A 14,247-nucleotide genomic window follows, 5' to 3' on the forward strand; every position below is an offset into this window, starting at 1 on the left:
GGGGAGCAACTTCATGTACGACTACGACCTCCTGGTCGTAGGGTCGGCCAACGCCGACCTGGTGATCGGTGTCGAACGACGCCCCGGCGCAGGGGAGACCGTCCTCGGCTCCGACCTGGCCGTCCACCCGGGCGGCAAGGGCGCGAACCAGGCGGTCGCCGCCGCCCGCCTCGGAGCGCGTACGGCCCTGCTGGCCCGGGTCGGCGACGACGCGCACGGCCGGCTGCTGCTCGACTCGCAGCGCGCGGCCGGCGTCGACCCCGTGGGCGTCCTGGTGGGCGGCGCGCCGACCGGGGTCGCGCTGATCACGGTGGACCCGTCCGGGGACAACAGCATCGTGGTCTCGCCGGGCGCGAACGGCCGTCTGACCCCGGCCGACGTGCGGGCCGCGGCGAGCCTGTTCCACGCCTCCCGGGTGGTGTCGGCGCAGCTGGAGATCCCGCTGGAGACGGTGGTGGAGGTCGTACGGAGTCTGGCGGGGGACAGCCGCTTCGTGCTGAACCCGTCGCCGCCGCGGCCCCTCCCGCCGGAGGTGCTGGCGGCCTGTGACCCGCTGATCGTCAACGAGCACGAGGCGAAGGTGCTTCTCGGCGAGGACGGTGTGGAGGGTGGTGCGGAGGACGGTGCGCAGGACTCTGTGAGCGACGCGCCGGAGGACTGGGCGCGGCTGCTGCTGGCGAAGGGGCCGCGGTCGGTGGTCGTCACCCTGGGCGCGGAGGGCGCGCTGGTCGCGTCTTCAGACGGAGTGACCCGGGTGCCGTCCGTGAAGGTGGCGGCCGTGGACACGACGGGTGCGGGCGACGCGTTCACCGCGGCGCTGGCCTGGCGGCTGGGGACGGGCTCGTCCCTGACGGAGGCCGCGGCCTACGCGTCCCGGGTCGGGGCGGCGGCCGTCACCAGGCAGGGCGCGCAGGACTCCTTCCCGACGGCGGCGGAGGTCGAGGCCCCGGGCAGTACCGCCGACCCGGAGCCGGACGACGCACCCGGCACGCCCCGGCGAGGTGGCTCCCTGTGAAGAAGGCCGGAATTCTGAACCGTCATCTCTCCGGGGCACTGGCCGAACTGGGGCACGGGGACGGGGTGTTGGTGTGCGACGCCGGCATGCCGATACCGGACGGCCCGCGGGTCGTGGACCTGGCCTTCACGGCCGGGGTGCCCTCCTTCGCGCAGGTACTGGACGGTCTGCTGGCCGAGCTGGTGGTCGAGGGCGCGACGGCCGCGACGGAGGTGCGGGACGCCAACCCGGCGGCCTCGGCCCTGCTGGACGGCCACTTTCCCGAGCTGGCCCTGGTCCCGCACGAGAGGCTCAAGCAACTGTCGGGGGGTGCGCGGCTGGTCGTACGCACGGGGGAGGCGCGGCCGTATGCGAACGTGCTGTTGCGGTGCGGGGTGTTCTTCTAGGAGTTCTGAAAATCGAGGGGGCCCGGTCCGTCGACCGGGCCCCCTCGGGTTTTCCCCTCCACATCAGAACCCCGTGATCCCCCCAGATCCCCCTCCAGAAGTCCTGATGCCAAGTACGACCCTCAAGGTGGGGCGAGGGTTGTACGGGATCTCAGAGTTTTTTCGCTTCGGGAAGTCGTCTTGGTTCAGTCGCCTCAGAGGTCGCGCAGACAGGCGCGGTGGGGGACCTCGTCAGCAGAACAGGCACAGGTTCGGGTGATCATGGAGTTGCGAGGCTCTGTGATCATTGGGGAGACCTGTGCCCGCGCTGCCATCGTGGCTGACCGAACCACTCTGGGACCAATTCGCGGCCCTGCTGCCCGAGCGGCCGGAGTACCACCCGGACCATCCACTCGGCTGCCACCGCAGGCGCATCACCGACCGGGGCATCTTTGACAAGCTCCTGCAGCTGCTGCGCTTCGGCTGTTCTTACCAGGCGATAGCCGACACGACGTGCTCTGCCACCACGATCCGCAACCGTCGCGATGAGTGGATCCGACTCGGGGTGTTCGCCCGGCTCAAGCAGATCGCGTTGGAGTCCTACGACCGGATCGTCGGCCTCGTTCTTGACCAGATCGCCGTCGACGGCTCCATCACCAAGGCTCCCGGAGGAGGCGAGGCCGCCGGACGCTCACCAGTCGACCGCGGCAAACAGGGCCTGAAACGCTCGGGCATGACGAATGGATACGGCATTCCGCTGGGTCGTGTGCTGGCCGGTGCCAACCGCCACGACTCCCCGCTGCTCGCCCCGACCCTGGACCGCCTGGACGACCTCGGGCCGTTGCCCGACGACATCACCGTGCACCTGGACGCCGGCTACGACTCGGACAAGACCCGCGCACTGCTCAACACACGCGGCATCCACGGCCGCATCGCGCACAAAGGAGAGAAGGCACCGATCCAGGCCAGCCGGCGTTGGCACGTCGAACGCACCCACGCCTGGCAGAACGCCTTCTACCGGCTCGCCCGCTGCTACGAGCGGCGCACCGCCGTCGTCGACGCATTCTTCGACCTCGCCGACACGATCATCACCGTGCGTAGTCTGATCCGACAGGCATGGACGACTCACCGCTGGGACGAACGCCCGTACCGCCGACCATAACCGCACGCCTATCCACGCGACCTGCACAGACTCCACCCGGCGGATCGCGGAAGATGTCAGACAGGGAACGATTTTAAGGGCGCGTCGCATGGGACGGAGTATTTCACCGAAGGAAAACCAGAATGTCGATTCAGTCGACCCGAGGCATAATCCCCGCCACGTTCGCAAGAAAGTTCAGATTTACGTTAATCAGGTGATCAAGTTCTACTCTGGCGGCGACTAGGCTGTCTATTGTGGACGAAAGGCGATTTCGCTCCTGATTCATTGCGGTCAAGGCTTGTCGGGCTCTTTCCATGTTGGGCTCCGTCATGCAGGGCACCATCTGAGCGATGGTTCTGCTGGACATTCCGGCGGTCAGGAATACCTGAATCAGCGCCACCCGCTGGACGTGATCATCGTCGTAGTACCGCTGACCGCTGGGGGACCTTGCGCTGACCAGCAAGCCCTGCTGTTCGTAGTAGCGCAGTGATCGACGACTTGCTCCTGTCCGGGCGGACAGTTCACCGATCCGCATCTCAACCCCTCATGTGCATTGGGTCACAGTGGCTTGCCCTTGACATCGATGTGAGCGTCTAGGTTAACCCCATGGCCAGCGACCCGCCGTCAGGGCATCTGGTTGCCGACCTCTCGCGTCCGCGAGCACGAAAAGGAGAAGTCCGTGATCAAGTTCGCTTTCATGATCAACCGTATCGATGGAATGACCTTCGAGGAATTTGTTGAGCATCACCGAAACCGCCACGCCCCGTTGTTCACCTCCATTCCGGAAGCGCGGCAGTACGTGAAGAAGTACACCGTCTCCCACCCGGTACCCGCCGAAGGTTATCCGAGTCCCGCCTACGACGGCCTCACTGAAATCTGGTTTGAAAGCTGGGCGGATCACGACGCCTTCTTCGCGTCTAAGAATTACAAGGAGTTGGTGAACCCGGACGAGAGCAAGTTCATCGATATGAATTCGGTGGCAGTAATGGTCACCGAAGAAAGGGTTGTGATCTAACCTCGATCGTTCATGAGTCCTCGTCGGTTCGCTGACGGGGGCTCTGTGCTTGCGTGGTGCGGAATTTCGTGGGCTGGGGCAGGTTGGTGGCCCGGCTGTCGCGTCGGGTGGGCGCCGGGGTTCCACGGCTCCGGGATGTTGCTGTGGTTCGCCGGGATGGTCGGAGTTGCTGGTCAGCCGGGGTTCGGGAGGGCTGCGAGTCGCTGGATCGCGCGGGTGATCACATCCGTCCAGGGCCATCGGGCGGTGAAGCGGAGCCAGCGGCGGCGGCCGGTGGTGACCAGCTGGGCGGCGGCGGAGAACAGGCGCAGGCGAAGCCGTTTGGGCTCCCAGCGGCGGGTTTCTGCAGTCAGGGCGAACATCGGCATCCAGGCGAGGAGGTCGAGTGCGATCTGGACGATCTCCAGCCAGATCCGGTTCTGGGCGGTGTCGTGCGGGGGCAGGTTGCGCAGTCCGGTGGCGCGGGCGTTTCGGATGCGGTCCTCGCAGCGGGCCCGTCTGCGGTGGCGTAGTTCGAGGTCGGCGAGCTGGCCGCCTTTGGTGTTGGTCGCGAAGCAGGTGAGCCGTAGTCCGTCGAGGTCGGTGAAGCGCAGCTGGGCGCCGGGGTGCGGGCGTTCCTTGCGGACGACCAGCCGCATCCCCTTCGGCCAGGTGCTCAGGTCGGGCATGTCGGTGATCTCCGCGACCCAGGCGCCGGGCCGCTCGGTGCCGCCTGCGTCGTAGGCCGGCGTCCATGCCCTCTTCGGGATCTTCAGGACGGCCTGGTGGATGGCGTCGGTGATGGTCATGCCGACGGAATACGACAGCCACGGCCCGGCCTGGAGAGTCAGTCGAGGAAGGCGTGGGTGCCGCCGGCGGAGTCGGTGCGGATCAAGGTCTGGCGGCCCCGCCGCAGGTGTTTCGGCAGTTGGGCCAGGGCGAGTTGGGCGGTTTCGATGTGGTCGGTGGCTGTGTTGGAGCCGGCGTTGCCGGACCGAAGCAGCGCGGCCACCGGTTCCCCGGACCCGGTCTCGCCGTGGTCGACGAACGCGACGAGCGGGTGATGGCCGAAGGTCTTCTTCCAGGTCGCGGTGGCATCCTGCTTCTCGGAGTGCGCCAGGACGAGGACGCCGTCGATGTCCACGACCACGCTGCCACCGGCGGACGGACCGTCCGCACCGGCCAACTCCCAGACCCGCGACCGTACTTCGGCCCGCGCCGACCGGATCGTGGTGAGAGCCTTCGGGCCGGCTGCAGCGAGAGCGTCGACGAGACGGGAGACCGTCGGATCGGAGGCAACGGGGCCGAACACGTCGGGCTCGGCCGCAGCATGCCGACGTCGGCCAGACAGTCCCCGCCGAGCGCGACGGCCAGAGCCACATCCAGCAGGATCTTCCCCGGATCGTGCACTGCCCGCGGCTTGCGCCACGGTGCCAGTGCAGCCGATATCGCGGTGTCCAGCCCGGACTTGCGGACCGTCTCGACCAGCAGCACCGCCCCGGCCTGCGAGACCACCCCACGACCGCCGCCCTCGACACGAACACGCGGATACGACCCGCTACGCTTCTTCACCTGGAGAGTGCTTCTTTCCTCGCAGCTGACAGGACCCTCGACAAGTCCCATCATTGCAGGTCAGAAGCACTCTCCGCTTATTTGATCAAGACCCGGACAGGCCCACTCGCGAAAGCGCGAGGCTAACCCTCTGGGCTGCGCGCTTTGTGCCGCGGGCGATGCGGTGGGTCAGCAACGTGATGGCGGACCAGGTGATCGGGGATTCGGAGTGCTGGACGAGCCGTTCGTAGTCGCGGGCATGTCGGCTGGCGTGCATATCCAGGCACAAAAATCTCTCTCGATGCCCCGGCGGGGGACGGGGGTAGAACGACGAATCCGGAGCTGTCCTTGGGGCGGCTTCCTTGAGCTTGTCGCGATCACGTATCCGTCGATCGTTCCCGCCCTGACCGTAGCCCCGACGGCATGGTTGGCCTTCTTCGCATACCTGAGGCTCCGACAGCCCGGACATGGCAACGCAGGCACAGGTCTCTCCAATGATCACAGAGCGTCGCAATTCCATGATCGCCAGGACCTGTGCCTGTCTTGCAGTTGGGGTGCCACCACCGCGCCTATCCGCGCGCCCTCTTAGTTCAGTCGTCTTAGTTCGGTGACCCGCGTCACACCCGACTCCTGTCAGCAATCGAGGCGCCGTCTCGTTCGAAGGGCACGCGAACGAGACAGGAGCAACGCCATGAAGCACCGAATCGTCGTACTCGGCGCCGGATATGCCGGGGCCTTCGCCGCCGGAAACCTGGCCCGCCGGCTCGCCCCCGTCGACACCGAGATCACCGTTGTCAACGCCGTGCCCGACTTCGTCGAGCGGATGCGGCTCCACCAGCTCGCGATCGGCCAGGATCTCGCGTTCCGTAAGCTCGCCGACGTATTCGCGGGCACCGGGGTGCGGCTGCGCCTGGCGCTCGTCACCGGCCTCGACCCCGAGCGCCGGACCGTCGCCGTGACCGGCGAGGACGGCGATGACGACGGCGACGGGGAGCTCGCGTACGACACGCTTCTCTACGCGCTCGGCAGCTCAGTGGCCCCCCACGGCGTCCCCGGCGTGGCCGAGTACGCCTTCGATGTGACCGGCCGGTCCTCGGCGCTGCGTCTGCGCGAGCGCCTGGCCGGCCTGGGCGAGGGCGGCACCGTGCTGGTCGTCGGTGAGGGGCTGACCGGCATCGAGACCGCCACCGAGTTCGCCGAGTCCCGGCCCGACCTCTCGGTCGCGCTCGCCGCCCGCGGCGAGCTGGGCACCTGGCTCTCCCCGAAGGCCCGCCGTCACCTGCGCCAGGCCTTCGACCGGCTCGGCATCACCGTTCACGAGCACACCGGCATCGAAGCCGTCGAGCCGACACGGGCGATCGCCGCCGACGGTACGTCCATCCCGGCCGACGTGACCGTGTGGTCGGCCGGGTTCGCCGTGCACCCCATCGCGGCCGCCAGCGGCCTGGAGGTTGCCGGGACCGGCCAGATCGTCGTCGACCGCACCATGCGCTCGGTCTCGCACCCGGACGTCTACGCCGCCGGTGACTGCGCCTACGCGGTCGGCGAGAACGGGCAGCCGCTGCCGATGTCCTGCGCCTCGGCAGGCTTCACCAACATGCAGGCGACCGCCGCGATCATCGCGCGCCTGACGGGCAGCGAGGTCCCGACCACCGGGCTGAAGTACTACGGCAACCACATCAGCCTCGGGCGGCGGGACGCGATCTTCCAGATGGTGGACGGGGACGTCCGGTCGAAGTCCTGGTACCTGGGCGGCCGGACCGCCGCGCGGCTCAAGGCGGGCGTGCTCAAGGGGGCCGGGTGGGGCATCGCCCACCCGACCTTCGGCATGCCGAAGCGCAAGCGCCGCCTGGCCACCGCGTCTGACCGGGCCGGCGTAAGGGCCGCCTCATAGGCTGCTCCGCATGGACAGCGCAGCCATCGATCGGTTCGAGGCCAGCCGGGGCCGGCTGGCCTCGCTCGCGTACCGTCTGCTCGGCTCGGCCGCCGACGCCGAGGACGCCGTGCAGGACACGTTCCTGCGCTGGCAGGCCGCAGACCGCGAACGGGTCGAGGTGCCGGAAGCGTGGCTGTCCAAGGTGGTCACCAATCTCTGCATCGACCGGCTCCGCTCGGCGCGGGCGCGCCATGAGCGAGCGGCCGGTGCCTGGTTGCCCGAGCCGCTCCTCGAGGGCGACCCGATGCTCGGCCCTGCCGACACCTTCGAGCAGCGCGAATCGGTGTCCTTGGCCGTACTGACCCTCTTGGAGCGCCTCTCACCGGTCGAGCGGGCCGTCTACGTCCTGCGTGAGGCCTTCTCGTACAGCCACGCCGAGATCGCCGGGATCCTCGACATCACCGAGTCCGCGAGCCAGCAGCATGTCCACCGGGCCCGGATCCGGGTCACCGCCGAGCGCCGCCCCGGAGGCGAGGCCGACCCCGCGTCCGCGCGCCGGGTCGTCGAGGAGTTCCTCGCCGCCGCCACCTCGGGGCGCACCGAACGGCTGGTGGCGCTGCTCACGGACGACGTGACGGCGGTCTCGGACGGCGCCGGACTGAGCAAGCGGCTGTTGCGGTACAAGACGCGCGAGCGGGTCGCCTCCTACGTGCGGGCCGGCTTCAAGCCCACCCCCGCGAAGCGGCGGCTGGCCGGGGGCTCGCCGGCGATGCATATCGCGCTGGTCAACGGCTCCCCGGCCGTCCTCGCCGTGGTCGACGGCCGGGTCGTGGGCGCCGTGGCGTTCGAAGTCAGCGACGGCAAGGTCGCATCCCTGCGCGGCATCGCCGCCGCGAACCGGCTCGCCCGCCTCAACAAGGCCTGGCGGCAGCACGAACTCGACGCGCCGGTCATCACCGCATGGTGACCACCGCCACCGGAATCCAGTGACCTGAGCGGAGCGAGGGATCAGACTCGGCCATGCAGTTCGGATTCCCGATGGCCAACTACGCATCGTCGCGGAGGGCTGAGCAGGGACGATCCGAGCGCCCCTGGCCACCTATCACTCGAAGTCACAGAGGCCTCACTCGGCGAGACGTGCTCCCCGGCTCTCCGCGACCCGGCTGACGTCCCGCAGGGAATCGGCGAGGCAACGGGCAAGATAGTGCAACTCACCCTGGGATACACCCCGCTCGGCCAGGAGTTGCGCGGCATGACCGAGGAGGTCACCGGCCATGCCGAGCTGGACGCGTTCGGTCTCGTCGGCGAGGCGTGAGACATACCCCGTGCCGTCACCGACGACGTAGCAGGGCTTGCCCTCCGGCCCCGGCCAGGGCAGCAGGCGTGCGGTCGCGGTCGCCCCTTCGTATCCCGTGCCGCTCACGTGTCACTCTCCACGCGAGGGAAGAACGCCGAACCGAGGCCTACGCCGAGAACCTGGGGCTTCGGGGCGGGCGGGCGCTCTTCCGGGCGGAACCTCAGCAACTGCCTGAAGAGTCGGGTGATGGCGGCGGCCACGTCGACCTGCTTTCTCTCAACTGAGCTCTGAACGCTCTGTGGTGAACCAGTCACAGAGTGGGGTCGGCGTGGCTACGCTTCCAGTACCTGGGAGTTGACAAAGCGCACGTCAAGTTGGGAGCCGACAGGATGGCGAAGCCTCGAACGCCGTGGACGCAACGGGAGAAGTACGGGGAAGAAGTGAGGCTGCGGCGGACAGCGGCCGACCTCACCCAGGAGGAACTGGGCAACCAGGTCGTGTGCTCGCCGACGCTGATCAGCCACTTCGAGGCGGGCAGGCGGCTGCCGAAGCCCGATGACGCGCACAGGATCGACCAGGCGCTCGGCACCGACGGGTTCTTCGTCCGCTGGCTGGAGGACCTGGAGTCGAAGTACGCCGACCACTTCGCGGCCGTCGCCGAACTGGAGCAACAGGCCACGCTGATCCAGCAGTTCGCGCTCTCGCTGGTTCCCGGCGTGTTCCAGACCATGACTACGCACGCGCCCTGTTCCGCGCGTACCGGCCGAACCACACGGCGGAGGAACTTGACGAAGCCGTTGCCATTCGAACAAAGCGTGCCCGGATTCTCGACGGGCCGTTGAAGCCGGTCGTCTGGACACTGCTCGACGAGGCGGTACTGCGGCGCCGCGTCGGCGGCCCGCAGGTCATGGCCGAACAACTGCACAAGATCGCGGACATGGCCGAGGCCGGGCGCATGCGACTGCACGTCCTGCCATACGGCGTCGGGGCGCACGCGCTCATGGAGAGCCTGCTCACGCTCATGGGCTTCGAGGACTCAGCGCCGGTGGCCTACGTCGAGGGCCTTTTCACCGGCCACTTGATGGACGATCCGGCGCTGGTGACCGCCAGTCAGACCGCCTACGCTCTAGCGCTGAGCGATGCGTTGTCGCGACATGAGTCACTGGCCCTCGTCAGAGCCGCAGCGGAGGAACACGCCCATGGTCAGCAGTGAGCACACCGTCTCCGACTCGTCCGCCTTCACCGGGTGGTACAAGTCCAGCTACAGCGGCGGCGGTCAGGGCGAGTGCCTCGAAGTCGCCCGCAGCTACGCCGACGTTCCCGTCCGTGACAGCAAGGCCGCCGGCGGTCCGGTGCTGGTGTTCTCGGCGGACCGGTGGGCGTCGTTCCTGACGGCGGTCAAGGACGGCCACATCGGCGCCTGAGTGTCGCCAACCGATGGCAGTGCGACTCAGCGCGGACACCGGGTTCGTGCCGCGATCCACCACCTGTTGTGGCGGCACGACCTGCACGCGGCGAGGAGGAACGTTACAAGGTCCTGGAGCGGGCCGGGCATGTCCGCAAGGTTCTGACTGGATACCGCTGCGGGTACGCGAGGTGGCCGCTGAAGGAGAACCCCGTCCCGAGTACGCGCCGGGCGGGTTGGTCGAGCCCAAGTACGCGGCCAAGGCCGAGGAACTCGGCGTGTCCGTCCGACGCCATGGCGAGTCCGGCCTTGCGCCGCGGAGAGTGCGGCAGGGAAGGGCCCAGCCCGCGGCCGACGACCGTTGGGTGGAGACGGCGCTGGAGGTGATGGTCGAGCACACGGGCCAACGGCTACCGCACCCGCGCCTGGAAGGCTGAACTCGCAGCCCTGGCCGCCGAGACGGGCTTGGACATCACGGTCTGCCACATGCCGCCGGGCACCTCGAAGGTCGGGTAGCCGGAGGGATTCGCACCCTCCGGCTCCCACAGATCCGTACATAACGATCTCTCATCATACGGCTCTTGTCATCCTGATCACCAGGCCAAGGAGGGGGAACTGACCCATCTCCACTGCGCGAACATCCCCGGGCGGCGTTTAGCTGCCCTCTGGAAGGCCGCGATGGCCTTCCTCATCGCGCGAAACCGTCTGTACTTGTTGCGTAGCCAGCGCACCAGGTAGGCGTTGATGCGCATCAGAAGTGGATACAAGACCGATCGGTAGAGCCAGCCACAGTACCGCATCCAGCCCGCGACGATCGGATTGATCCGCTACGCGAGTTCTTCCACGGTGAGGTTGACCCGCCGGTGAAGCCGCCATGAGCGGATTTCCTCGGCGAGTCGTTTCAGGGCGTCCCTACTGACCGCGGGACGGAACGACCATCTGATGCGGCCGTTCTTGTCCCGCACCTGGCGCTGGTGGAACGTGAACCCCAGGAACGTGAATGACGTGTGCTCGTACGAGCCACGCCGCAATCCGTCCTGGCAGTACACGATCCGGGTCTTGGCCGGGGGCAGACGCAGCCCGACCTCGGCCATCCTGTCCGACCGGCGGGCCTGGCGCTAGGTGACGCAGTGCTCGACCGCATCGTCCGCATAGCGTTCGAACGAGACAGCAGGGAACTCCCGAGCCATCCATACGTCGAACGCGTAGTGCAGAAACAGGTTCGCCAAGACGGGAGAAACCGGGGCGCCTTGTGGCGTCCCGCACTCCCGTTCCAGCAGGGTGCCGTCGGGCATCTTGAGCGGGGCGGCAGGCCACCTCCGCACATACAACTTCACCCAAACAGCGTCGGTGTGCGCTTCCACCGCCTTGACCAGGAGGCAGCCACGACGTCATCGTGAACAGCATCGCAGCGACCGCCACCCGCACCGGGCTGAAAGTCCACGCCGAACTCGACTTGGGCACCTACGACACCGGCATCAAGGTCACCGACAGAGACATCGACGCCCTGCCCATGGACCGGCACTGCTTCCACGGCGACTGGAACTACACCCTCCACCCTCGCCCCGCGACACCACAAGCGCAGTCGACCACCCGCGGTCAGCCGACGGCCCGTCCCCGCAGCGCTGCACTGGGTGTCTGCGCAACCCGGAGCTGACCGGCATGACCAAACCGGTGCTGGACGAACTCGTCAGCCAACTGGCCCAGGATCTTGACGAGTTTCGTGAGCAAGGACGGCTCCAGCAGCGAGGAGGCGAGCGCATCCGTGCTCGCGGCGCAGGGGCCAAGGACAAGCTGACCACCGCCGACAGAGTCCTGGCCACCGTGCTCTACCTACGCAAGATCGGCACCCGGGGCCTGCTCGCCCAGCCCTTCGGAGTCAACGGCAACACCCTCACCAGGACCGTTCGCCAAGTCCAGCCTCTCCTTGCCGAGCACGGCCACACCATTCGACCCTCGACAGCCAGGTTCCACACGCCCGCTGACGTCACCGTGTTCCTCGCAATCAGCAACCCCGAGATCAAATCAGCATGTTGATTCTCTGCGAGCCCTTGGCCACCTATGCGCTGCACTGTGGCCAATTGACGAAAGCCGGGGCCTTGCATCAGCGGTAGTCGTCTGGGTGGCCCTGCATCCATGTGTTGATCTTGTTACGAGTGGCGATCAATGCGGTCTGGTGCTTCTTGAGGCTCTCGAAGGATTGATCGCTGCCGACTTGCGTGTCGAGCTCCTTGATCAACCTGATCGGCTCGGCGAAGTGGCTGGGCCCCTTCTCAGATGCCTTCATGGCGCCGTCAAGGCGGTGGAGTTCGTCGAAGACACGGCGCAGGAAGTATGCGCAGTCGGCGGGGGCGCAGGAACCATCCAAGGTCGCCTGCAGTCCGGCGAAAGCGTCGCGGACCTTCTCGACTGGCGTTGCAGTCGGTATCGGTGGCGGTGAAGGCTCGGCGGTGGGTGCACTACCGGCTGGCCGGCTGGCGACAGCCGGGGTGCCGCCCGGCTTGTCAGAGTCAGAGCCCGCGCTGCAAGACACACCGAATATTGCCAGAGTCACGGCGGCAACAACCGCGACCCACACTGTGGCCCTTGGCACGAACGCTCCTCCTTGCTACCCCAGTTGGCTGCTCCATCCCAGCGAACCGCTTCACCCGCATCATCGTCGGCTGCGCCTCCTGCGACCCGCAAGGGTCCAGACCAGCCGTTGCCATCCCGTGATCACCTCCGTGTAGCCACCGTGAAGTGACCTGCCATAACTTTTACATGTCATGCACATGAAGAAAGTGATGAGGGGGAAATTCATGCGCAAGCGGCAAGCGCTTGCCGGCTTCTTCGCAGCAGCGTCACTCGTCGCCGGTGTGGTCGTGAGCTCGACTGGTGGGGGTGGGACAGCACCGGATGAGCCTTCACCGAAGACGGTGGCAGCAAACGCTGTCGACGAGAGCAAGTGGCCCAAGCGCACGCCCGAGCGTGGGCTTGCCAAGGGGCTGTCCCTGCCGGTGGAGAAGTATCTCGTCGGCTACACAGACGTCGTGGATTGGCAGCGCGCCCAGCGCGACCTCTGGATCAGCTGTATGGCTCGGTTCGGCTTCGAGAAGTTCAACCCGCCGGTTCCGGGGGTCAACCCGCCGATTGAGTTCAACGACGCCAACACGCCCAGGCGATACGGGGCTTCCGACGCGACGCAAGCGGCGGAATACGGCTACCACCTGCCGCCGGAACAACTGGACGAGCCGCCAGCATGGGAGCCGGCCGCCGGGGCGGAGGGAGCCGTTTTCCTCGGGGACGGGCCGGAGCTCTCGGGCAACACATACAACGGAGTGACTGTTCCCGAGGGAGGGTGCCGCGGAGAGACGGAACGTCAGCTCGGGCATCTCGCACAGGGCGAGAACGCATCGAAAGTCAACGCGTCGAGCATGACCGAGTCCTTGAAGCAGCCCGCCGTCCAAAACGTCATCGACGGCTGGGCGGCGTGCATGAAGGACAAGGGCCACGCGTTCGACGATCCGTACAAGCCCGCTGCCAGTTTCGACCTGTCGACGCCAACGGCGTCGGCAGAGGAGATCGAGGTGGCCACCGCCGACGTCGCCTGCAAGGGCGAAACCGGCCTCATCAAGGTCTGGTCCGCGGAGGAGACCGCCATCCAAAACCAGCAGATCGCTGCCAAGAAGACCTCTCTCGACGCCGAACTCGCCCAAACGAACACCGTCAAGACGACCGCCCAAAGAGTGATCTCGGAAGGCAGTGACAAGTGACCCGGCCCATACGCAACCTGATCCGGTCGCTCCCCGCCGCCCTACTCCTCGCCGCAAGCATCTTCTGCGCCCAGCCCGCGCAGGCCGCCACCTCCTACGAGTCGGACGGTTGCACCTCCAGCGGCAACAAGTACTGCTTCGTGCTCTACTACAACAGCGTCGGCTCGATCACCAACTCCGGACAGGGCTCCTGCTACATCTCCAACAGGAGCGTCCCCGACCACTACGGCTACTCCCCGAACGGGGCGACCCTGGTCCGCCTGGTGTTCCACTACGGCATGCTTCCCGGCACCTGCACCACTGATAGCGGAGACGGGACACCCCTCAAGAACAACGCCGCTTCCATGGCGAACGCCGAATGCGGCGTCTACAACCGGGTCTACTGGGGCTCTGGTTATCAGAGCATCTCCCAGGCCATCTACGGTTCCTGCGGCGGTTACGGCGGCATGGCAGAAAACCTCGTGCCCGAGCTGAAGAACGAAAACGCATCGCACAAGAGGTACTAGCCCCTCCCCCTATCCGCGCGTCACCGCACTCACCTGTGGGGTGACGCGCGGCGGTACCCCTTTCGGCGGAAATCCCGACGGTGCACAACCAACACCGATCAAGGAACAGTGTGAGACAAACAGTTCTGATGAGAAGGCGCTTGCTGGCGCCGATCACGGTGGCAGTGGCCACGGCGCTGGCGATACCGCTGAGCATGCCCGTACAGGCAGCCGAACCGACGCCACCGAAGAACGCCAGTCAAGCGGGTGACCCGGACACCCAGGATGTCGACAAGCCCGCCGATGTCCCTTCCGAGGATCGCGCCGAACTCCTCGGCGCGGACTACAAGAAGTCCACCGACACCG

The 14,247-nt window shown here is 67.1% G+C and carries 17 protein-coding genes and 5 pseudogenes; 14 read left to right on the forward strand and 8 right to left on the reverse strand.

Annotated elements, in window-relative coordinates; genetic code table 11:
* Nucleotides 1-13: 13 nt before the first annotated feature.
* From AB0H86_RS15060 to AB0H86_RS15070, 3 genes are all read left to right on the forward strand, one after another.
* Nucleotides 14-1,015, forward strand: coding sequence for a ribokinase (locus AB0H86_RS15060; RefSeq protein WP_362437300.1), 1,002 nt, complete (start codon nt 14-16; stop codon nt 1,013-1,015).
* Nucleotides 1,012-1,401, forward strand: coding sequence for a D-ribose pyranase (gene rbsD / locus AB0H86_RS15065; RefSeq protein WP_362437302.1), 390 nt, complete (start codon nt 1,012-1,014; stop codon nt 1,399-1,401). The genes AB0H86_RS15060 and rbsD overlap by 4 nt, the downstream gene beginning before the upstream one ends.
* Before the next feature lie 298 nt (nt 1,402-1,699).
* Nucleotides 1,700-2,542: an IS5 family transposase gene (locus AB0H86_RS15070; protein WP_362437304.1), complete on the forward strand. Its 843-nt coding sequence runs from the start codon at nt 1,700-1,702 to the stop codon at nt 2,540-2,542.
* Nucleotides 2,543-2,672: 130 nt separating this feature from the next.
* On the opposite strand, the gene AB0H86_RS15075 is transcribed toward AB0H86_RS15070, so the two are convergent.
* The gene (locus AB0H86_RS15075) at nt 2,673-3,056 is read right to left on the reverse strand and encodes a MerR family transcriptional regulator (RefSeq protein ID WP_362437306.1); all 384 of its coding nucleotides are present in this window, start codon (nt 3,054-3,056) and stop codon (nt 2,673-2,675) included.
* A gap of 144 nt (nt 3,057-3,200) precedes the next feature.
* Between AB0H86_RS15075 and AB0H86_RS15080 the strand changes: the two genes are divergently transcribed.
* Nucleotides 3,201-3,536, forward strand: a complete 336-nt coding sequence (locus AB0H86_RS15080; protein WP_362437308.1) for an EthD domain-containing protein — start codon at nt 3,201-3,203, stop codon at nt 3,534-3,536.
* 173 nt (nt 3,537-3,709) lie between these two features.
* On the opposite strand, the pseudogene AB0H86_RS15085 reads toward AB0H86_RS15080, so the two are convergent.
* Both AB0H86_RS15085 and AB0H86_RS15090 read right to left on the reverse strand, forming a co-directional pair.
* A pseudogene (locus AB0H86_RS15085) lies at nt 3,710-5,087 on the reverse strand (IS1380 family transposase).
* Nucleotides 5,088-5,238: 151 nt separating this feature from the next.
* Nucleotides 5,239-5,425 (reverse strand): annotated as a pseudogene (locus AB0H86_RS15090) (IS5/IS1182 family transposase); the annotation flags it as partial.
* A gap of 332 nt (nt 5,426-5,757) precedes the next feature.
* Here AB0H86_RS15090 and AB0H86_RS15095 point away from each other — a divergent pair.
* Both AB0H86_RS15095 and AB0H86_RS15100 read left to right on the forward strand, forming a co-directional pair.
* Nucleotides 5,758-6,960: an FAD-dependent oxidoreductase gene (locus AB0H86_RS15095; RefSeq protein ID WP_362437310.1), complete on the forward strand. Its 1,203-nt coding sequence runs from the start codon at nt 5,758-5,760 to the stop codon at nt 6,958-6,960.
* A 10-nt stretch (nt 6,961-6,970) separates the two neighbouring features.
* Complete coding sequence (locus AB0H86_RS15100; RefSeq protein WP_362437312.1) at nt 6,971-7,909, forward strand: sigma-70 family RNA polymerase sigma factor; 939 nt, start codon at nt 6,971-6,973, stop codon at nt 7,907-7,909.
* A gap of 156 nt (nt 7,910-8,065) precedes the next feature.
* Here AB0H86_RS15100 and AB0H86_RS15105 read toward each other — a convergent pair whose 3' ends face one another.
* Nucleotides 8,066-8,365, reverse strand: coding sequence for a hypothetical protein (locus AB0H86_RS15105; RefSeq protein WP_362437314.1), 300 nt, complete (start codon nt 8,363-8,365; stop codon nt 8,066-8,068).
* Between the two features lie 263 nt (nt 8,366-8,628).
* On the opposite strand from AB0H86_RS15105, the pseudogene AB0H86_RS15110 reads away from it, so the two are divergent.
* From AB0H86_RS15110 to AB0H86_RS15125, 4 genes and pseudogenes are all read left to right on the forward strand, one after another.
* Nucleotides 8,629-9,452 (forward strand): annotated as a pseudogene (locus AB0H86_RS15110) (helix-turn-helix transcriptional regulator).
* Complete coding sequence (locus AB0H86_RS15115) at nt 9,439-9,663, forward strand: DUF397 domain-containing protein (RefSeq protein WP_362437316.1); 225 nt, start codon at nt 9,439-9,441, stop codon at nt 9,661-9,663. Before AB0H86_RS15110 ends, AB0H86_RS15115 begins: the two are co-directional and overlap by 14 nt.
* Before the next feature lie 172 nt (nt 9,664-9,835).
* The gene (locus tag AB0H86_RS15120) at nt 9,836-10,081 is read left to right on the forward strand and encodes a hypothetical protein (protein WP_362437318.1); all 246 of its coding nucleotides are present in this window, start codon (nt 9,836-9,838) and stop codon (nt 10,079-10,081) included.
* Nucleotides 10,047-10,151 (forward strand): annotated as a pseudogene (locus AB0H86_RS15125) (hypothetical protein); the annotation flags it as partial. The gene AB0H86_RS15120 and the pseudogene AB0H86_RS15125, both read left to right, overlap by 35 nt.
* 86 nt (nt 10,152-10,237) lie before the next feature.
* Here the strand turns inward: AB0H86_RS15125 and AB0H86_RS15130 are convergent.
* The 3 genes from AB0H86_RS15130 to AB0H86_RS15140 are packed head-to-tail and all read right to left on the reverse strand — an operon-like array spanning nt 10,238 to nt 11,008.
* On the reverse strand, nt 10,238-10,468 hold the full coding sequence (locus AB0H86_RS15130) for a group II intron maturase-specific domain-containing protein (RefSeq protein WP_362437371.1): 231 nt from the start codon (nt 10,466-10,468) through the stop codon (nt 10,238-10,240).
* Between the two features lie 3 nt (nt 10,469-10,471).
* On the reverse strand, nt 10,472-10,738 hold the full coding sequence (locus tag AB0H86_RS15135; RefSeq protein ID WP_362437320.1) for a hypothetical protein: 267 nt from the start codon (nt 10,736-10,738) through the stop codon (nt 10,472-10,474).
* A 24-nt stretch (nt 10,739-10,762) separates the two neighbouring features.
* Entirely contained in the window at nt 10,763-11,008 is a 246-nt protein-coding gene (locus AB0H86_RS15140; RefSeq protein WP_362437322.1) for a reverse transcriptase domain-containing protein, read from the reverse strand.
* 17 nt (nt 11,009-11,025) lie between these two features.
* Between AB0H86_RS15140 and AB0H86_RS15145 the strand changes: the two are divergent.
* Nucleotides 11,026-11,681, forward strand: a pseudogene (locus tag AB0H86_RS15145) (transposase family protein); the annotation flags it as partial.
* Between the two features lie 67 nt (nt 11,682-11,748).
* On the opposite strand, the gene AB0H86_RS15150 reads toward AB0H86_RS15145, so the two are convergent.
* Nucleotides 11,749-12,237 carry a hypothetical protein gene (locus tag AB0H86_RS15150; protein WP_362437324.1) on the reverse strand — a complete coding sequence of 163 codons (489 nt, stop codon included), beginning with the start codon at nt 12,235-12,237 and terminating at the stop codon, nt 11,749-11,751.
* A 172-nt stretch (nt 12,238-12,409) separates the two neighbouring features.
* Between AB0H86_RS15150 and AB0H86_RS15155 the strand changes: the two genes are divergently transcribed.
* From AB0H86_RS15155 to AB0H86_RS15165, 3 genes are all read left to right on the forward strand, one after another.
* The gene (locus tag AB0H86_RS15155; protein ID WP_362437326.1) at nt 12,410-13,396 is read left to right on the forward strand and encodes a hypothetical protein; all 987 of its coding nucleotides are present in this window, start codon (nt 12,410-12,412) and stop codon (nt 13,394-13,396) included.
* Nucleotides 13,393-13,902 (forward strand): hypothetical protein, encoded by a 510-nt coding sequence (locus tag AB0H86_RS15160; RefSeq protein ID WP_362437328.1) that lies wholly within the window; start codon nt 13,393-13,395, stop codon nt 13,900-13,902. The genes AB0H86_RS15155 and AB0H86_RS15160 overlap by 4 nt, the downstream gene beginning before the upstream one ends.
* A 128-nt stretch (nt 13,903-14,030) precedes the next feature.
* A partial coding sequence (locus AB0H86_RS15165) for a hypothetical protein (RefSeq protein WP_362437330.1) occupies nt 14,031-14,247 on the forward strand: 217 nt, incomplete at its 3' end.

The sequence above is a fragment of the Streptomyces sp. NPDC050997 genome (assembly GCF_040660135.1).
GTDB lineage: Bacteria > Actinomycetota > Actinomycetes > Streptomycetales > Streptomycetaceae > Streptomyces.